10 protein-coding genes and 1 riboswitch are annotated in these 16,274 nt (G+C 48.6%); of the genes, 9 read left to right on the forward strand and 1 reads right to left on the reverse strand.

Annotated features, from left to right (window positions below):
* Positions 1–4 precede the first annotated feature (4 nt).
* Together G8759_RS27075 and G8759_RS27080 are read left to right on the forward strand one after the other, a co-directional pair.
* Positions 5–2,704, forward strand: a complete 2,700-nt coding sequence (locus G8759_RS27075; protein WP_167215464.1) for an ABC transporter permease — start codon at positions 5–7, stop codon at positions 2,702–2,704.
* Positions 2,705–2,763: 59 nt separating this feature from the next.
* A complete protein-coding gene (locus tag G8759_RS27080) occupies positions 2,764–5,475 on the forward strand; it encodes a permease prefix domain 2-containing transporter (protein ID WP_232073964.1) in 2,712 nt (903 codons plus the stop codon).
* 78 nt (positions 5,476–5,553) lie between these two features.
* Here the strand turns inward: G8759_RS27080 and G8759_RS27085 are convergent, their stop codons facing one another.
* Positions 5,554–7,842, reverse strand: coding sequence for a GH92 family glycosyl hydrolase (locus G8759_RS27085; RefSeq protein WP_167215467.1), 2,289 nt, complete (start codon positions 7,840–7,842; stop codon positions 5,554–5,556).
* Positions 7,843–8,023: 181 nt separating this feature from the next.
* Here G8759_RS27085 and G8759_RS27090 point away from each other — a divergent pair, with 181 nt between their 5' ends.
* The 7 genes from G8759_RS27090 (at position 8,024) to G8759_RS27120 (ending at position 16,228) form a co-directional block, all read left to right on the forward strand.
* On the forward strand, positions 8,024–9,367 hold the full coding sequence (locus tag G8759_RS27090) for a M16 family metallopeptidase (RefSeq protein WP_167219310.1): 1,344 nt from the start codon (positions 8,024–8,026) through the stop codon (positions 9,365–9,367).
* An 83-nt stretch (positions 9,368–9,450) separates the two neighbouring features.
* A complete protein-coding gene (locus tag G8759_RS27095) occupies positions 9,451–10,827 on the forward strand; it encodes a M16 family metallopeptidase (RefSeq protein WP_167215470.1) in 1,377 nt (458 codons plus the stop codon).
* Between the two features lie 126 nt (positions 10,828–10,953).
* Positions 10,954–11,143: riboswitch (cobalamin riboswitch) on the forward strand.
* A gap of 149 nt (positions 11,144–11,292) precedes the next feature.
* A complete protein-coding gene (locus tag G8759_RS27100; protein WP_167215473.1) occupies positions 11,293–13,293 on the forward strand; it encodes a TonB-dependent receptor plug domain-containing protein in 2,001 nt (666 codons plus the stop codon).
* Between the two features lie 70 nt (positions 13,294–13,363).
* Positions 13,364–13,951, forward strand: coding sequence for a DUF6580 family putative transport protein (locus tag G8759_RS27105; protein WP_167215476.1), 588 nt, complete (start codon positions 13,364–13,366; stop codon positions 13,949–13,951).
* Between the two features lie 132 nt (positions 13,952–14,083).
* A complete protein-coding gene (locus G8759_RS27110) occupies positions 14,084–15,052 on the forward strand; it encodes an ABC transporter substrate-binding protein (protein ID WP_167215479.1) in 969 nt (322 codons plus the stop codon).
* Positions 14,988–15,530 carry a bifunctional adenosylcobinamide kinase/adenosylcobinamide-phosphate guanylyltransferase gene (gene cobU / locus G8759_RS27115; protein WP_197933052.1) on the forward strand — a complete coding sequence of 181 codons (543 nt, stop codon included), beginning with the start codon at positions 14,988–14,990 and terminating at the stop codon, positions 15,528–15,530. Before G8759_RS27110 ends, cobU begins: the two co-directional genes overlap by 65 nt.
* Positions 15,527–16,228 (forward strand): Dph6-related ATP pyrophosphatase, encoded by a 702-nt coding sequence (locus G8759_RS27120; RefSeq protein ID WP_232073965.1) that lies wholly within the window; start codon positions 15,527–15,529, stop codon positions 16,226–16,228. Before cobU ends, G8759_RS27120 begins: the two co-directional genes overlap by 4 nt.
* Positions 16,229–16,274: the final 46 nt, after the last annotated feature.

A 16,274-nucleotide genomic window follows, 5' to 3' on the forward strand; every position in this document is an offset into this window, starting at 1 on the left:
TCCTATGAACACCCCCAGAAACCGCGCCGACGGACCGGTCAGACCACCTCGCTGGGCCAATCGACTGCTCGAATGGTTCTGTGCCCCTCATTTGCTGGAAGAGTTGGAGGGCGATTTGCAGGAGCGATTTGAGCGAAACTGTCGGCTGTTTGGAGTTCAGTCGGCCCGGCGACAATATGGGTGGGAGGTGATTGGTTTTTTCAGACCGCGTGCCGGATTACCCTTTTTCCTGAAACGAAAACAGCCAGTTCACCGTGTTGATACCTATTCTTCTTATTCCTTATTCAGCCCTGTTATGATACGCAACTATATGACAATCGCCTGGCGAAACCTCGCCCGAAACAAAGGTTATTCGTTCATCAACATCTTCGGTCTGGCAACCGGCATGGCCGTAGCTATGCTGAATGGGCTTTGGATATGGGATGAGCTATCGTTCAACACGTATCACCAGAATTACGACCATATCGCTCAGGTAAGATCGCGTGAATATGGAGAAAATGGCGTCGGGATTAATTCGTCGTTGCAATACCCGTTGATTTCGGAGTTAAAAAGAAACTATAAAGCCAACTTTAAACACATTGTTGAAGCTTCGTGGGATGTTGACAATGTTCTCTCGGCGGGCGAAAGGCAAGTGTCCAGAAAAGGCTTATTCATGGATGCAGCTGCACCCGAAATGCTCACGCTGAAGATGATTTACGGCACTCGATCAGGCTTACAGGACCCGCATTCGATCCTGCTTTCTGAATCGACATCCAAAGCACTTTTTGGGGATGCTGACCCCGTGAATAAGCTGATGAAAATCAATAATAAACTCGACGTAAAGGTTACGGGTGTATATGAGGATTTGCCGTTGAATACGCAATTCAATCAGGTCAAATTTCTGGCCCCATTCGACCTGTGGGTATCCGATAATCCCTGGATAAAAGAACGGGCCATGACGGATTGGCAAAATCATTTTCTTAAAATCTACGCTGAAATCAATCCAGACACTGATTTTGACAAAGTTTCTGCCGACATCAAAGATGCTGAGCTGAAAAACCTTGTCAATTTTCCGGCAGAAGCCAAACGAGCCCCGGAAGTCTTTCTGCTTCCCATGCGCGACTGGCATTTGCATAATTACAAACGAGGAGCCCTCGACAACGGGCCGATGCAAATGGTCTGGCTAATCAGTATCATCGGTGCCTTTGTGTTGCTGCTGGCCTGCATTAACTTCATGAATTTGAGTACGGCCCGTTCCGAAAAACGCGCTAAAGAAGTCGGTATTCGCAAAGCGGTCGGCTCGGTACGGATGCAATTGGTGAATCAGTTTTTTAGCGAGTCATTTTTAGTGGTCATTCTCGCCTTCTTACTTGCCCTTTTGCTGACTACGATTTCCCTGCCCTGGTTCAACGACCTGGCAGCCAAGCAAATGACTATCCCCTGGACCAACCAATGGTTCTGGATAGCTAGTTTACTCTTTATCAGTTTCACAGGGATTCTCGCAGGAAGCTATCCTGCCCTGTATCTGTCTTCTTTTCAGCCCATTAACGTACTCAAAGGAACTGTTATCATCGGTCGTTTTGCCTCTATGCCCCGCAAAGTGTTGGTGGTTTTACAGTTTACTGTTTCGGTTTCGTTGATCATCGGCACCATCGTTGTTTTTCGCCAGATTCAGTTTGCCAAAAATCGGCCGGTCGGTTATTCGCGGGATGGCCTGTTGATGGTAGAAATGAAATCAGGCGATTTTTATGGCAAACATGAACTGCTCAGAAGTGAGTTAAGGCGGACGGGTGTTGTAGCCGAAATGGCTGAATCGATGGGCAGGGTCACCGAAGTTTGGTCGGGAAACGATGGGTTTACGTGGAAGGGAAAAAGTCCCTCCTTTAAAGACAGCTTTGGCACGTTGGTCGTGTCACCTGAATATGGGAAAACGGTAGGTTGGCAATTTGTAAAAGGGCGCGATTTTTCGAGAGAATTCAGGTCGGATTCATCAGGAATGGTCATCAACGAAGCAGCCGCCAAATACATGGGATTGAAAAATCCAGTTGGAGAAGCGGTTAGCTGGAAATTTCGGGATCGGGAGCTGATGCATTATCGCATTTTAGGGGTCGTCAAAGATATGGTGATGGAGTCGCCTTATGAGCCCATATACCCTACTATTTTTATGATCAGAGCACACGGAGGAACGAACTGGATACACATCAAAATCGATCCAAATGCCAGTGCAAACGAAGCTTTACCTAAAATCGAAGCGGTATTTAAAAAGCTAATTCCGACGGCTCCTTTCGAGTACAAATTTGCGGATCAGGAGTACGCGCTGAAATTTGCCGCCGAGGACCGAATCGGCAAACTGGCCTCCCTGTTTGCCGTACTGGCCATTTTCATCAGTTGTTTAGGTCTTTTCGGCCTGTCGTCGTTCATTGCCGAACAACGCACCAAAGAAATCGGCATTCGGAAAGTACTGGGTGCATCTGTTTTTAATTTATGGCGGCTTCTGTCAAAAGATTTTGTCGTCTTAGTATTCATTTCGCTTTTTATCGCCATCCCGATTGCTTACTATTTCATGGGTAACTGGATTCAGAAATATACCTATCGGGCTGAGATTTCCTGGTGGATTTTTGCCGTATCCGGTTTGGTAGCTATTGCCATAACCCTACTGACGGTGAGCTTTCAAAGCATCAAAGCCGCCTTAATGAATCCAGTTACTTCTTTGAGGTCGGACTAAAAAGCTGCGCCCTCAGAATTGCCAATCAATCCATTGCTTTCCATTAGTCATTCGCTCCTATGAACATTCCCCCAAACCGCGCCGACGGACCGGTCAGACCGCCCCGCTGGGCCAATCGGCTGCTCGAATGGTTCTGTGCTCCTCATTTGCTGGAAGAGTTGGAAGGTGATTTACAGGAGCGGTTTGAGCGGAATTGTCGCCTGTTTGGAGTTCAGTCGGCCCGGCGGCAATATGGCAGAGAAGTGTTGGGTTTTCTCAAACCCCGCCGTGGATTGCCTTTTGCTATAAAGCGTAAACCAAATGAATATCCGTCACCTTTTTTCGCAAGTCCTGTCATGCTACGCAATTTCTTTAAAATCGCATTCCGTAATCTGACGAAACATAAAGTCAGTACGCTAATCAACCTATTTGGTCTCACCCTGGGCGTAACGGCCTGTCTGGTCATTTATCTGATCACCAACTACGAACTGAGCTATGATTCGTTCCATCCTGACCAGGAGCGAATTTACAGGCTGGTTGGTGATGTAAAATATAACGCAACTGACGAAAAACATTCCGTTGGTTTCATTCCGAACGCGGTTCCGGCTGCTGTCCGAAAAGAGATTGCGGGGCTGGAAACGGTAGCCGCTTTTCACAATATTGAAACAGACGTTCTTGTGCCCGATGGGAACGAAAAGCCAAAGCATTTCGAAAGCCGAAGACGTACCGGCGGAACCGCCGATATTGTGGTTGTAGACCCCCAGTATTTCGATATTTTCAGCTATGAGTGGCTGGCTGGCAATCCCAAAACAGCACTGAACGAGCCCCTTAAGGTGGTGTTATCGGAACTAAAGGCGCGTAAATATTTTGGTGATTTACCACTTGCTCAAATCATGGGCAAGGACGTGATTTATCGGGACTCGGTGCGGGTAAGTGTAGCGGGTATCGTGAAGGATTGGAAACAGCCAACCGATTTCACATTCACCGATTTTATTTCGATGGCAACGATTCGGGCCAGCAAGTTAAAGGGTGAGATCAATCTCGACGAATGGAACGACAATTGGTCGGCGTCACAGGCTTTTGTCAAACTTCCCCAGGGCACAACGCCCGCTCAACTAAAACCCCTATTCCAGCAATTTTCGAAACAGCATTTTGCGAAGGAAATGAAATTCTGGCCGGGTCTGCAACCGCTCTCCGACCTGCATTTCAATGAAAATTACCAGGATAATTATTCCCGAAAAGCACACTTGCCGACCTTGTATGGGCTGATGGCCGTGGCTGCGTTTATTCTGCTGATTGCTGCCGTTAACTTTATCAACCTTTCAACGGCTCAATCCATCCAGCGGGCCAAAGAAATTGGCATTCGGAAAGTGATGGGCGGTAGCCGAACGAGCCTGATTTTTCAGTTCCTCAGCGAAACGGCTCTGTTAACCTGTTTGGCAGTTCTTATTGCGTTACTGATCGTCGGGCCTATTCTTTCGGTTATGCAGTCGCTGACGCCCACTGGCTTGACGTTCAACCTCATCAGTCTCCAGACGTTGCTTTTCCTGACAGGGCTTGTTGTCATTACGTCGTTGCTGGCCGGATTTTATCCCTCCTGGTTACTGTCTTCGTACCTGCCCGCTCTGACTCTAAAAGGACAAAGTGCGCTCAAGGGAGGTCAGAAAGGATATCTGCGTAAAGGTCTGATTGTGTTTCAGTTCACGGTTTCGCTGGCATTCATTATCGGAACATTGATCGTTGGCCGTCAGCTTAGTTTTATGCGCAATAAAGACCTCGGTTTTTCGACGGATGCCATCATCGACGTACATACACTCCACGATGATAAAAGTCGGGTACTGGCCCAGAAGATCAAACAACTGGCCGATGTTGACCGAGTAACCATGCAATGGTTTCCGCCAATGGGTCAGAGCTATATGGTAACCAAGCTGAAATACCGGGGCAAGAAAGAGGTGGAGATGGATGTTTCGGCGAAGGTTGGCGATGAGAATTTCATTCCGTTGTATCAACTTCACCTGCTGGCTGGGCGAAACTACCACAAAAGCGATTCACTACGCGAAATGGTCATCAATGCCACGTATGCCAAAGCGCTTGGATTCAAAAAACCAGCCGACGCCATCAATCAACTCATTGATTTTCAAGGGAGGCAATATCCAATTGTTGGTGTCGTGGCCGATTTTCACGAGCAATCGTTTCACGAGAAAATTGGTGCCGTGTTTATTAGTTATATGCCCCGGCAGGCCCAGAATATTGGGGTCAAACTGGCTACAAAAGGCCGCCAGATCGACGATTTAAAAACGACACTGGCGAGTATTGAGAAACAGTGGAATGAGGTATATCCCGAAAATAAGTTTGATTACTCATTTCTGGATGACTCCATTGCCAAACTTTATGAGAAAGAGCAAAAAACAGCTCAGCTTGTCAATCTGGCAACGGCGATTGCGATCCTGATTTCCTGTATGGGTTTGTTCGGGCTGGCCACGTTCACGGCCGAACAGCGCACCAAAGAAATAGGAGTTCGGAAGGTACTGGGCGCATCCGTTTCGAGCATTGTTGCCCTATTGTCTCAGGACTTCCTGAAACTGGTTTTGATTTCGTTGATTATTGCCTCTCCGATTGCCTGGTGGGCTATGAACAAATGGTTGCAGGATTTCGCCTACAAGGTCGATATTGAGTGGTGGGTGTTTGTGCTGGCCGGTTTAGTAGCCGTGGCTATTACGCTGGTAACGATCAGCTTCCAAAGTCTCAAAGCGGCCCTAATGAATCCCGCTAAAAGCTTACGAACGGAGTAGGTTTTTGCCAATCAGGAAGAGTAACTGGGAAGCTGGAACATCTCTTTCCAGTTACTCTTCCTGCTTTGAGGTTTTGGTCTATTTCTTCACCGGTTTGGCAGTCATATAAAAGGTTAACGTACCGCCTTTCATAATGTCAGTATGGGTGATCGTTGGCTGAGTAAGCTGTTTGCCATTTAGAAGCACCTTCTGCACGTACACATTCTTATCGCCCTGATTAATAGCTTCGATGGTAAATGTCTTGCCATTTTCCAGATTCAGGCGGGCGTTCTTAACGGATGGGCTACCTAATGAGTAGTCTTCCGAGCCGGGTGCGACCGGATAGAAACCCATGCTCGAAAACATATACCAGGCGCTCATCTGGCCACAATCGTCATTGCCACCCAGGCCATCGGGCGTCGATTTATACTGCATGTTGAGAATCATGCGAACCCGTTCCTGCGTTTTCCACGGCTGACCGGCCCAGTTGTACAGGTAGGCGATATGGTGAGCCGGTTCATTCCCATGAATGTAGCCACCAATAATACCCTCACGGGTAATGTCTTCGGTTTCGGCGAAAAACTCGTCTGGCAAGTGCATCGAAAAAAGCGTATCGAGCCGGGCCACAAATTTTTTAGGGCCGCCCATGTACTGAATCAGCGAGGCTGGATTTTGCGGCACGAAGAAGCTGAAATTCCAGGAGTTTCCTTCAATAAAACCCTGGCCGTCTGTTTTATAAACGTCAAATTCCTTCTTAAACGAACCATCGGCCAACCGTGGACGCATGAAGCCAATCGACTTATCGAACACATTTTGCCAGCTTTCTGAGCGTTTCAGGTAGGTTTCGTATACGTCCTGTCGATTTAGTTTCCTGGCTAACTGGGCAATACACCAGTCATCATACGCATATTCGAGCGTATTTGATACAGAGGTGCCGCTTGAGGCCGATGGTACGTAACCACGATCAATGTACTCGCCAATACCTTCATAACTGCGATGGTTCGAAGTCGCAATGCAGGCATCCAGTGCTTTCTGCGCATCGCCACGGAAAGCCCCTTTGACCACCGCATCGGCCAGCACCGACACACTATGATAACCACTCATGCACCAGTTATCGTTGGCATAGTGCGACCAGATGGGCAACATTTTGAGCGTGCTCTGGTCGTAATGGCTCAACATGGACTGTACCATGTCGTTGTTACGGGACGGCTGAATAAGATTGAAAAAAGGATGCAGCGCCCGATAGGTATCCCACAAGGAAAACGTGGTGTAATTCGTAAATCCGGTTGCCTGATGAACGCCCTGATCAAGGCCTTTGTACTGGCCATTTACGTCCATGTAGGTTGTCGGATTAATGAACGAGTGATAGAGTGACGTATAGAAATTCACTTTATCGGTTTCCGACGCATCGATCTGGATTTTGTTTAATTCCCGGTTCCAGTTGGCCTGCGCCGTCGTTTTTGCCTTTTCAAAGTTCCAGTGCGGGATCTCAGCCCGCATGTTGGCCAGCGCGTTTTCCTGACTTACCGGCGATAAGGCCATTTTTAACTTTACTTTCTCGCCATCTTCCGTGTCGAAATCAAAATACATCCGTATCCGTTTGCCTGCTATTTCCGGAAAATTCCGGGTCTGATCGAACTTCCGCCAGAATCCTTTGTATACCTGCGCTTTATCCAGATTTTTCTGGCCGTATGATTTAAATGGTTTCGAGAACGACAGGGCAAAATAGACGGTTCGGGTGCGCGCCCAGCCGTTGGTTTGGCGGTAGCCCGTTATCAATGTGTCGTTTACGACCCGCACGTACGTCCACACAACTTTATCTTCATAATTATAAATGCCGTGGGTCAAATCCAGGATGATGTGCGACTGGTCGGATTTGGGAAACGTGTACTGATGAAAGCCAACCCGACTGGATGCGGTTAATTCGGCCAAAATCGCGTGGTCATCCAGTTTGACTTTATAATAACCCGCTTCGGCTACTTCATTGGTGTGCGAAAATGCAGACCGATAACCACTCTTCGGATCTGAAGCCACGCCCGGATTGAGCTGCAAAGCGCCCTGTGTCGGCATAATCAGAAAATCGCCCAGATCAGAGTGTCCCGTACCACTAAAATGCGTATGACTGAACCCAACAATCGTTTTGTCTTCGTATTTGTAGCCCGCGCAGTATTTATAAACAGTCCCGTTATACTTGCCGTTGAATTCGTAAGACAGCGTATCCGAATCTGGGCTTAGCTGAACAGCTCCGAACGGTACGGTAGCGCCCGGAAACGTATGTCCCATCTTTTCTGTGCCAATTAACGGATGCACATAAGGAACCAGATTCTGCTGCGCAAAAGAGAGTGATAGAAGGAATTGAAAAAGGATCGAAAGGCTAACTTTTGTCATTTTTTGAGGATATGCACAGTTGCGATAAACAGGGGCTAAAAGGTACGAAAAGTTAGATAAACGCATACTAACTCACCCAAACTACGCCAATTCTTACAACTTAATGGTTGCATTTTGTAACCGCTTTTGTATTACGCCCTACCGGTGTTATTTTTAGCATTTACCAATTAAAACCATGCTCATAAACAAACGAATCGGGCTACTCGCTGGGTTAACACTACTAATGGGTGTTGCGCTGGCGCAGAACAAGCCCAAGCCAGAAGACGTGCAGACGTTTACGCTCAAAAACGGCATGAAATTCATGGTTCTCGAAGACCATTCTATTCCCAATGCCAACTTCTACACCTTCTGGAAAGTAGGCTCCCGAAATGAGGTTCACGGCATTACGGGCCTATCGCATTTTTTTGAACACATGATGTTCAATGGGGCTAAAAAATACGGTCCCAAGCAGTTCGACCGGGTTATGGAGGCCAATGGCGGCTCGAACAATGCGTATACCACCGAAAACACAACGGTCTACACCGACTGGTTTCAGAGCGGTGCACTCGAAACAATTTTTGATCTCGAATCAGACCGTATCCGCGATCTGGCCATCGACCCTAAAATGGTACAGAGCGAACGGGGTGTTGTTTTGTCAGAACGAAGTACGGGCCTGGAAAACAGCAACTACCGAGTCATTAGTGAACTGGTTCAGTCGGTAGCTTTTGCCGAACACCCGTATATGTTTCCGGTCATTGGCTTCGAGTCCGACATCAAAAAGTGGACGCAGGCCGATCTGGAGAAGTATTTCAAAACGTATTATTCTCCCAATAACGCGGTGGCCGTCGTGGTCGGTGATGTAACGGCAGCTCAGGTAAAAAAGCTGGCAGAACAATACATCGAACCCATTCCAGCTCAGAAACTACCCGACAGTCTGCGCACCGTCGAACCACCGCAAAATGGCGAACGGCGTGCCACGACCTATAAAGACGTGGCTACACCCAATATTCTGCTGGCTTACCACACGCCCGAAAGTCGCCACCCCGACTATTACGCAATCGACCTGCTAAGCGGTGTCCTGAGTTCTGGAAACTCATCCCGTCTGGTCAAATCGCTCGTTCTGGATTCGACGATTGCGTCGCGGGCGTTTTCAAATTTCGGTGAATCATTCGATCCGAACCTCTTTTCGGTCTATGCCATTGCCGCCAGCAACATTTCGGCGGAACAACTGGAGCGATCAGTGCTTAACCAGATCGATAAGGTTATCAAGGATGGTATCACAGATGTTGAATTACAGAAACTGAAAAATCAGAAGCTGATGGAGTTTTACCGCACGATGGAAAGCATCAATGGCAAGGCCAACTCCCTCGGCACCTACGAGCTGTTTTTTGGTGATTATAAAAAGCTGTACGAAGCTCCGGCCCTTTACGAAAAAGTGACCAAAGAAGATGTGCAGCGCGTAGCCAAAACGTACCTGACCGCCCGCAATCGTACGGTAGGCTATCTATTGCCAGAACCAAAAGCCAATCCGGCGAAAAACAATTGATTTTTCTAAACACAGAGCCAGAACGAGTTCAACCGAAAGATTGCGCTCCAGATCTGCACTGTGTTACCCTAAAGACTTTACGAATGAGATCCATAGCCTTTATTTTTATAGCCCTGCTGATAGTAGGCACGTCGGTGGCGCAGACGTTTAAAGTGCCGCCCTACCAGAAATTCAAGCTCAAAAATGGACTGACCATCTACCTGATGGAGCAGCATGAGGTGCCACTCATCAACGTTTCGGCCGTATTCGATGCCGGGGCTGTTCAGGATGAAAATCGATATGGTCTCTCCAATATGACCGCTGATGCCCTGTTGTTTGGCAGTTCAAAATATACCAAAGCGCAACTCGAAGAAAAAACCGAATACGTTGGAGCCAGTGTCGATACGTATGGCAGTAAGGAAGTGGCCAAACTGACGGCTTCGTTTGCCGTAAAAGATCAGGATTTACTGTTCGATATTATTCAGGATGTCATTACGAAACCTACGTTTGATCAGGCCGAATTTGACAAATACAAACAGCGTCAACTCCTCCAGTTAACCCAGCAGAAAGAGAGCCCGCGAGGAGTGATCAACTCGTACTTCAATCGGTTTGTATTTGAGGGTCATCCATATGCAAACCCTATTACGGGAACGCCAACGGCCGTGTCGGCCATTACGGCTAATGATGCCAGACAGTTTTATCAGAAGAATTATACTGCCGATCGGGCCGCTATTGCCATCGTGGGCGATTTCAACACGGTAGCGATGAAAAAACGGATAACCGACCTGTTCGGCAACTGGAAAACAGTGGCCGCTACATCGCCCAAATTAACCGAACCGACGGTTGCCTTCGATAAGAACCGGGTGTTGCTGGTCAACAAAGACGATGCCCGCGAAACAACGTTTCTGATTGGCGGTAAAGGCATTACGCAAAATAACCCCGACTTTATTCCGGTAACGGTTGTCAACACCATTCTGGGCGGCCGATTTACGTCCTGGCTAAACGACGCACTGCGCGTCAATTCAGGCCTTACCTACGGAGCCGGAAGCCGATTCGGCACCTTCCGCAACAGTGGAACGTTTGCCATTTCGACGTTTACAAAGGTCAGCACCACCACCGAGGCCATCGACATGGCCCTCCAGGTTCTGGACAGTTTACATCGAACAGGTATTGACGAAAAAACACTCCTTTCGGCGAAAAACTACGTAAAAGCCGACTTCCCACCCCGCTACGAATCGGCCAGTGAGCTAGCGAATCTGCTAACGGATATGTTCAGTCTGGGCTTCGATGAGTCGTTTATCAACAACTTCCAGAAGAACGTCGACGGACTGACCGTAGCCAAAACCCGGCAAATCATTGACCAGTATTTCCCTAAAACAAACCTTCAATTCGTACTCATTGGCAAAGCCGATACAATTCGGGAGAAAGTAAAAAAATACGGAACCATCACGGAGAAAGAAATAAAAGCCGACGGATTTTAGGAAAGTCTTCAGTGAGTAGTCTTCAGTGGGCAGTTGACGGCAGGCAGCTATTCAGAGCGCAGTGACTGTAGACTGCCTACTGCCCACTGAAGACTACTCAATGCCTACTTTCATCCAATTTCTCTATCTTTGCCCCGCGTTTAAGGTTTACCCGATCAGAAAGGGTAATTAAAAGGGAACACCGGTGTAAATCCGGGGCTATTCCCGTAGCTGTAAGTTCTAGTGACCAGCCAGCAAGACAAAAGCCACTGTCTCTCGACGGGAAGGCCTTGTTGGTAGAACGAGCCAGAAGACCTGCCTCAAACGAATTCATGATTCGAGCTTTCGGGTAAAAAGCCGGGGATGAAAGACATGTTTCGGTTGGGTGGTCTGATCACCTATGCGGTCACAAACGGGCCAAAAGCGCTGTTTGTCTTTTATTTCAGTTTCCGACAGCTCATTACTTAATCTCAGTTTAGCTGATTAATGATGAGCAAAATCATTACTTTATTCTCGGCCTGTCTGGCCGTATCCTGTCTGCCTGCATTGGGGCAGGAAATTCCTCCATCGTCTACAACCCGTTCGCTTCAGTTGGATGCCGTAACGGTAACGGCCAACAAGATCGAGCAAAAACTCTCGCAAACCGGTAAGGTCGTTACGGTATTGTCAGATTCTGTGCTACAACGTTACGCCACGCAATCGGTCAGTGAACTGCTCTCCCGGCAGGCTGGTCTGCAAATTGTGGGTTCTAATGGGCCATTAGGCACCAATCCTGACATTTATCTGCGGGGCGCTTCGGCCGGAAATACGCTGATTCTGTTAGATGGCCTGCCCGTTTATGACCCATCCGGAACCGCCAACACATTCGACCTGAATCTGCTTACGGTCGGAGAATGCGACCGGATCGAAATTCTACGGGGAGCGCAGTCAACCAGTTACGGGTCCGATGCGGTGGCGGGCGTAATCAATATTTTTACGAAACGGGCAGGGAACAATGCCGTTGGCAACAAACCGGTTGGCGTTACGGCTTCGGTCAATTACGGGACGTATAATACCTTCCGGGGAACGGTTGGCGTGAGCGGTCAGACAAGCCGACTTTCCTATAACGTCCAATACACACGGCTGTCTTCAGACGGGTTTTCGGCTGCCACCGACCGCACGGGCAATCAGAATTTCGACAACGACGGTTATAAACAGAATGCGCTACTGGCCAATCTGACCCTACAACTCACATCGCGTCTGAGCTGGAAATTACAGGGCATGACAACAGGCTATACGGCTGATATTGACAACGGTGCTTTCGCCGACGAAAAAGATTATATCTACAAGAACCAGTTTAAGCGATTGGCTACTGGTCTGGAATACAAGCACAAACATGGCCGATTGATGATCAATTATGGCCTTAGCGACAGTCGTCGAACGTATAAAAACGATTCAACAAAAGTTGAGTCGGGCGCTTCTGAACTTTATTCATCTCAGGAGTATGGCGGCATTGCTCATTTTGCCGAGATCTATCATAACCTCAAACTGGGTTCCTGGGGCGAATTGCTGACGGGGGCCGATTATCGGTTCAGCAATACGGATCAAAGCTACTTGTCGATCAGCTCGTTTGGGCCGTATCAGTCGCCCCCTATCGGTGCCGACACCGCCCGGATCGGGCAGGTAGGCGTCTATGCTACGGGGATTCTGACACCTTACCAGGGTTTATCCGTTGAATTAGGTGGCCGGTTTAACCGCAATTCGCTGTATGGTAACGTATTTACGTATTCCTTCAATCCGTCGTACCTGATCTCTGACCGGATTAAAGTATTTGTCAATCTGTCATCCGGTTTCCGGGCTCCGACGTTATACCAGCTGTTTTCGCCCTATGGCAACAAAGCGCTTCGTCCCGAACATAGCTGGTCGACGGAAGCGGGCGTACAGCTATTTACCCGTAGCCGAAACGCCTGGATACGTGCCGTCTATTTCGACCGGCAGATCAAAGACGTACTGTTCTTTGAATCGCTGAATTCAGCTCCGTATGGCCGCTACATCAACTTCGACCGCCAACATGATCATGGCTTGGAAGTAGAAGCGCAAACCGAACTGAACAAACTGACGCTATCAGGGAACGTTATGCTGCTCACAGGTGAGGTGAAGACAAACGTTGCGGGTCGCGATACGACATATAATAACCTGTTCCGGCGTCCGAAAACGCAGGTGAATCTAACCGCAGGTTATCGGTTCATTCCGAAACTGTTCGTTTCAGCAACAATTCGGTCGATTGGAGAACGTACCGATCGATTCTACAACAGCGAAACATTCAATACCGACAACATAACGCTGGCCGCTTATACAACGGTCGATCTCTATGCAGAAGGGAAACTTACCCCCATGTTGCGCCTGTATGCCGACGTTCGTAATGTATTTGACCAAACGTATTACGATATTTACGGCTACAACACCCGCCGTCGAAACGCCAGCGTTGGCGTTCGCTTTACCTGGTAAACATTGAGAAGTAAATACTCAGAGGACTATCAGGCTTATTGTTTACAGAAAAGAATAGAAGTAAATGCATATGAAGCAACAACTTAACCCTCGTTTTACCGTATTGCTGCTGTTCATTGTGCTGGCGGCTGTTCTCCGAATCGCCAACTCAGCGCAATGTTCTCCACTTGCCAATTTTACGCCCATTGGCGCGATGGCACTCTTTGGTGGCTCGTATTTCAAAAATTACTGGAAAGCGTTCGGACTCCCTTTGCTGACGTTATTTCTGAGCGATCTGGTTATCAATATCGTTCTTTACCAAGGGCAGTTCGGCATAATGTATAATGGCTGGTACTGGATTTATGGCATTTTTGCCCTGATCGTTTGGTACGGAAAGGTCTTGCTGCAAAAAGTGTCGGTTAAGAACGTACTTATAGCGGCTCTGATTGGGTCGGTGTCGCACTGGCTCCTGGCCGATACCAGCGTTTGGCTGGCTGGTGGTCTGGATCTGCGCACCAACCTACCCCTCTCACAAGACTTCGCCGGTTGGTTGCAGTGCATTACACAAGGTTTTCCGTACATGCGGAATTTTCTGGCAGGTACGTTAGCCTACAGCGCCTTATTCTTCGGTGCATTCGAATGGCTACAAACACGCTACCCCAAACTGGCTATAGCCTGATGGTTCAGGAATAGCCCGCATCCTGTTGTTTTGAGTGAACTTAGAGTTGACCACGACAGCAGGATGCGAGTTGCTATTGCATCGCTCATAGCTACATTCCAGCCTCATTCACTAATTCGCTCTTTTATAAAGATGAAAGCTTGTTCTTTTCTGCCCGCAGCCACGCAGATGGTCTATGACATGGGCCTACAGGATTTGCTGTATGGGGTTACGTTTGAATGCCCGGAGCCCTCTCGCGCCGAAAACGAAATTCTGGTTCGATGCGTCCTCGAAGGCCACGATTACAGTAGCGAAGAGATCGACCGGATTTTCTCAGCCTCAAAAGCTGAAGGAAGAAGCCTCTATTACGTTGACGAAGAGAAGCTGCATCAGATCGCGCCCGATATAATTTTCACACAGGATGTCTGCGAGGTGTGTCAGATCGATACGAAATGTACGCAGGCAGTACTCGACCGCTTGCCCAACATGCCTAACGTCGTGGCTTTGACTCCGCAGAGTCTCACCGATGTATTCGACACCGCAACAACAATTGCAACAGCGCTTGGCCACGAAGAAGCGGCTTACACCTATCTGAACGGGCTACGCACCCGAATTGACGCTGTCATCGACCGACTACGGGCAGGTCGGGTGTTGCCCAAACGGGTGATGGTTATGGAATGGATGGCGCCCATTTACAACTGTGGCCACTGGATTCCACATCAGATTGCGTATGCGGGCGGCATCGATATGCTGGGTAATCCATCGGGCGATAGCATCGTTACATCCTGGGAAAAAGTACGCCGGTATGATCCGGAAGTACTGGTCATTGCTCCGTGTGGCTTCACTACCGAGCGCACCCTACAGGAGCTGCCTATACTTGAGAAACAGTCCGGCTGGCATAGCTTACGAGCAGTAGCCAACAAAGCGGTTTACATTGCAGACTATGACTTATTCACCCAGCCTTCACCGGCTACACTAGTCGATGGTATCGAACTGCTGGCAGCTTGCTTCCACCCTGATATATTCGCCATACCGGCTGCTTTAGAATCAAAAGTTTATGACTTATATGCCTCCACGGCAGGCGTACCTGCATCTGGTTACGGGCGGAGCACGGAGCGGTAAAAGCCGCTACGCCCAACAACTGGCCCGCGAATGGAGTCCGACGCCGGTTTACGTAGCAACAGCCAGGGTTTGGGATGATGAGTTTGCGGAGCGGGTGTCGCACCACAAGCAGGATCGTGGCCCGGAATGGACCGTATTTGAAGAGCTTCGCCAGGTTAGTCAGCTTCCTCTTTCGGGTCAGACGGTCGTTATTGACTGTGTGACGCTCTGGCTTACTAACTTTTTTGGTGATACAAAAAGCGATGTTACCGAGTCATTGCGGCTCTTTCAGAAAGAGGTCGACGAACTGGTAAAGCTACCGGGTCGGTTTATTATCGTCACCAATGAGCTAGGTATGGGCGTACACGCCGAAACGGCTATTGGCCGGGCGTTCACCGACCTACAGGGGTGGGCGAATCAGTATGTAGCCAGCCAGGCAGATGCCGTTACGCTCATGGTTAGTGGGTTGCCTCTACCTGTCAAAATACCTGCTTTATGACCAAAGCAATCATGAACTGGTCGGGCGGGAAAGATTCGGCCTTCGCCTTGTGGCAACTACTTCAGGCCGGAAATTATCAGATCGAAACGCTATTAACGACATTAAACGAAGCTAACCGACGCATTTCAATGCACGGTGTACCTGAGCAATTACTTGACGCACAGGCAAAGCAGTTGGGTTTGCCGCAGACTAAACTCTATCTGCCTGAAGAAAGCTCAATGGTCGATTACGAGCAACGAATGGCCAACACACTGGAACCGCTTGTTGCCGCTGGGGTCACTCATGCGATTTTCGGCGATATCTTTCTGGAGGACTTACGAAAGTGGCGTGAAACCCAACTGGCCAGTAAGAACCTGACCGGAGTTTTTCCACTCTGGCGTATTCCATCCCATCAATTGCTCGACAAATTCTGGGCAGCAGGCTTTTCAACGATCGTTGTTAGTGTCAATAGCCAATACCTCGACGAGTCCTTTTGTGGACGCATCCTCGATCAGTCGTTTGTCGATGACCTTCCGCAGAACGTCGATCCCTGCGGAGAAAATGGTGAATTCCATACCTTCGTCTATCAGGCTCCCTATTTTGCTGAGCCAATAAACGTACAGGTTGTCGGTACGGTAACCAAAACGTATTCGTTTAAAACGGCCACTGGCGAACAGATAACATCGACCTATTATTTTGCTGATCTGCAACTGAATTGACAGGACTTCGGATGATCAGTTAAAAACAAAAAAGGCTTCAGATAGG

Origin of the sequence: Spirosoma aureum (genome assembly GCF_011604685.1) — a bacterium.
Lineage (GTDB): Bacteria > Bacteroidota > Bacteroidia > Cytophagales > Spirosomataceae > Spirosoma > Spirosoma aureum.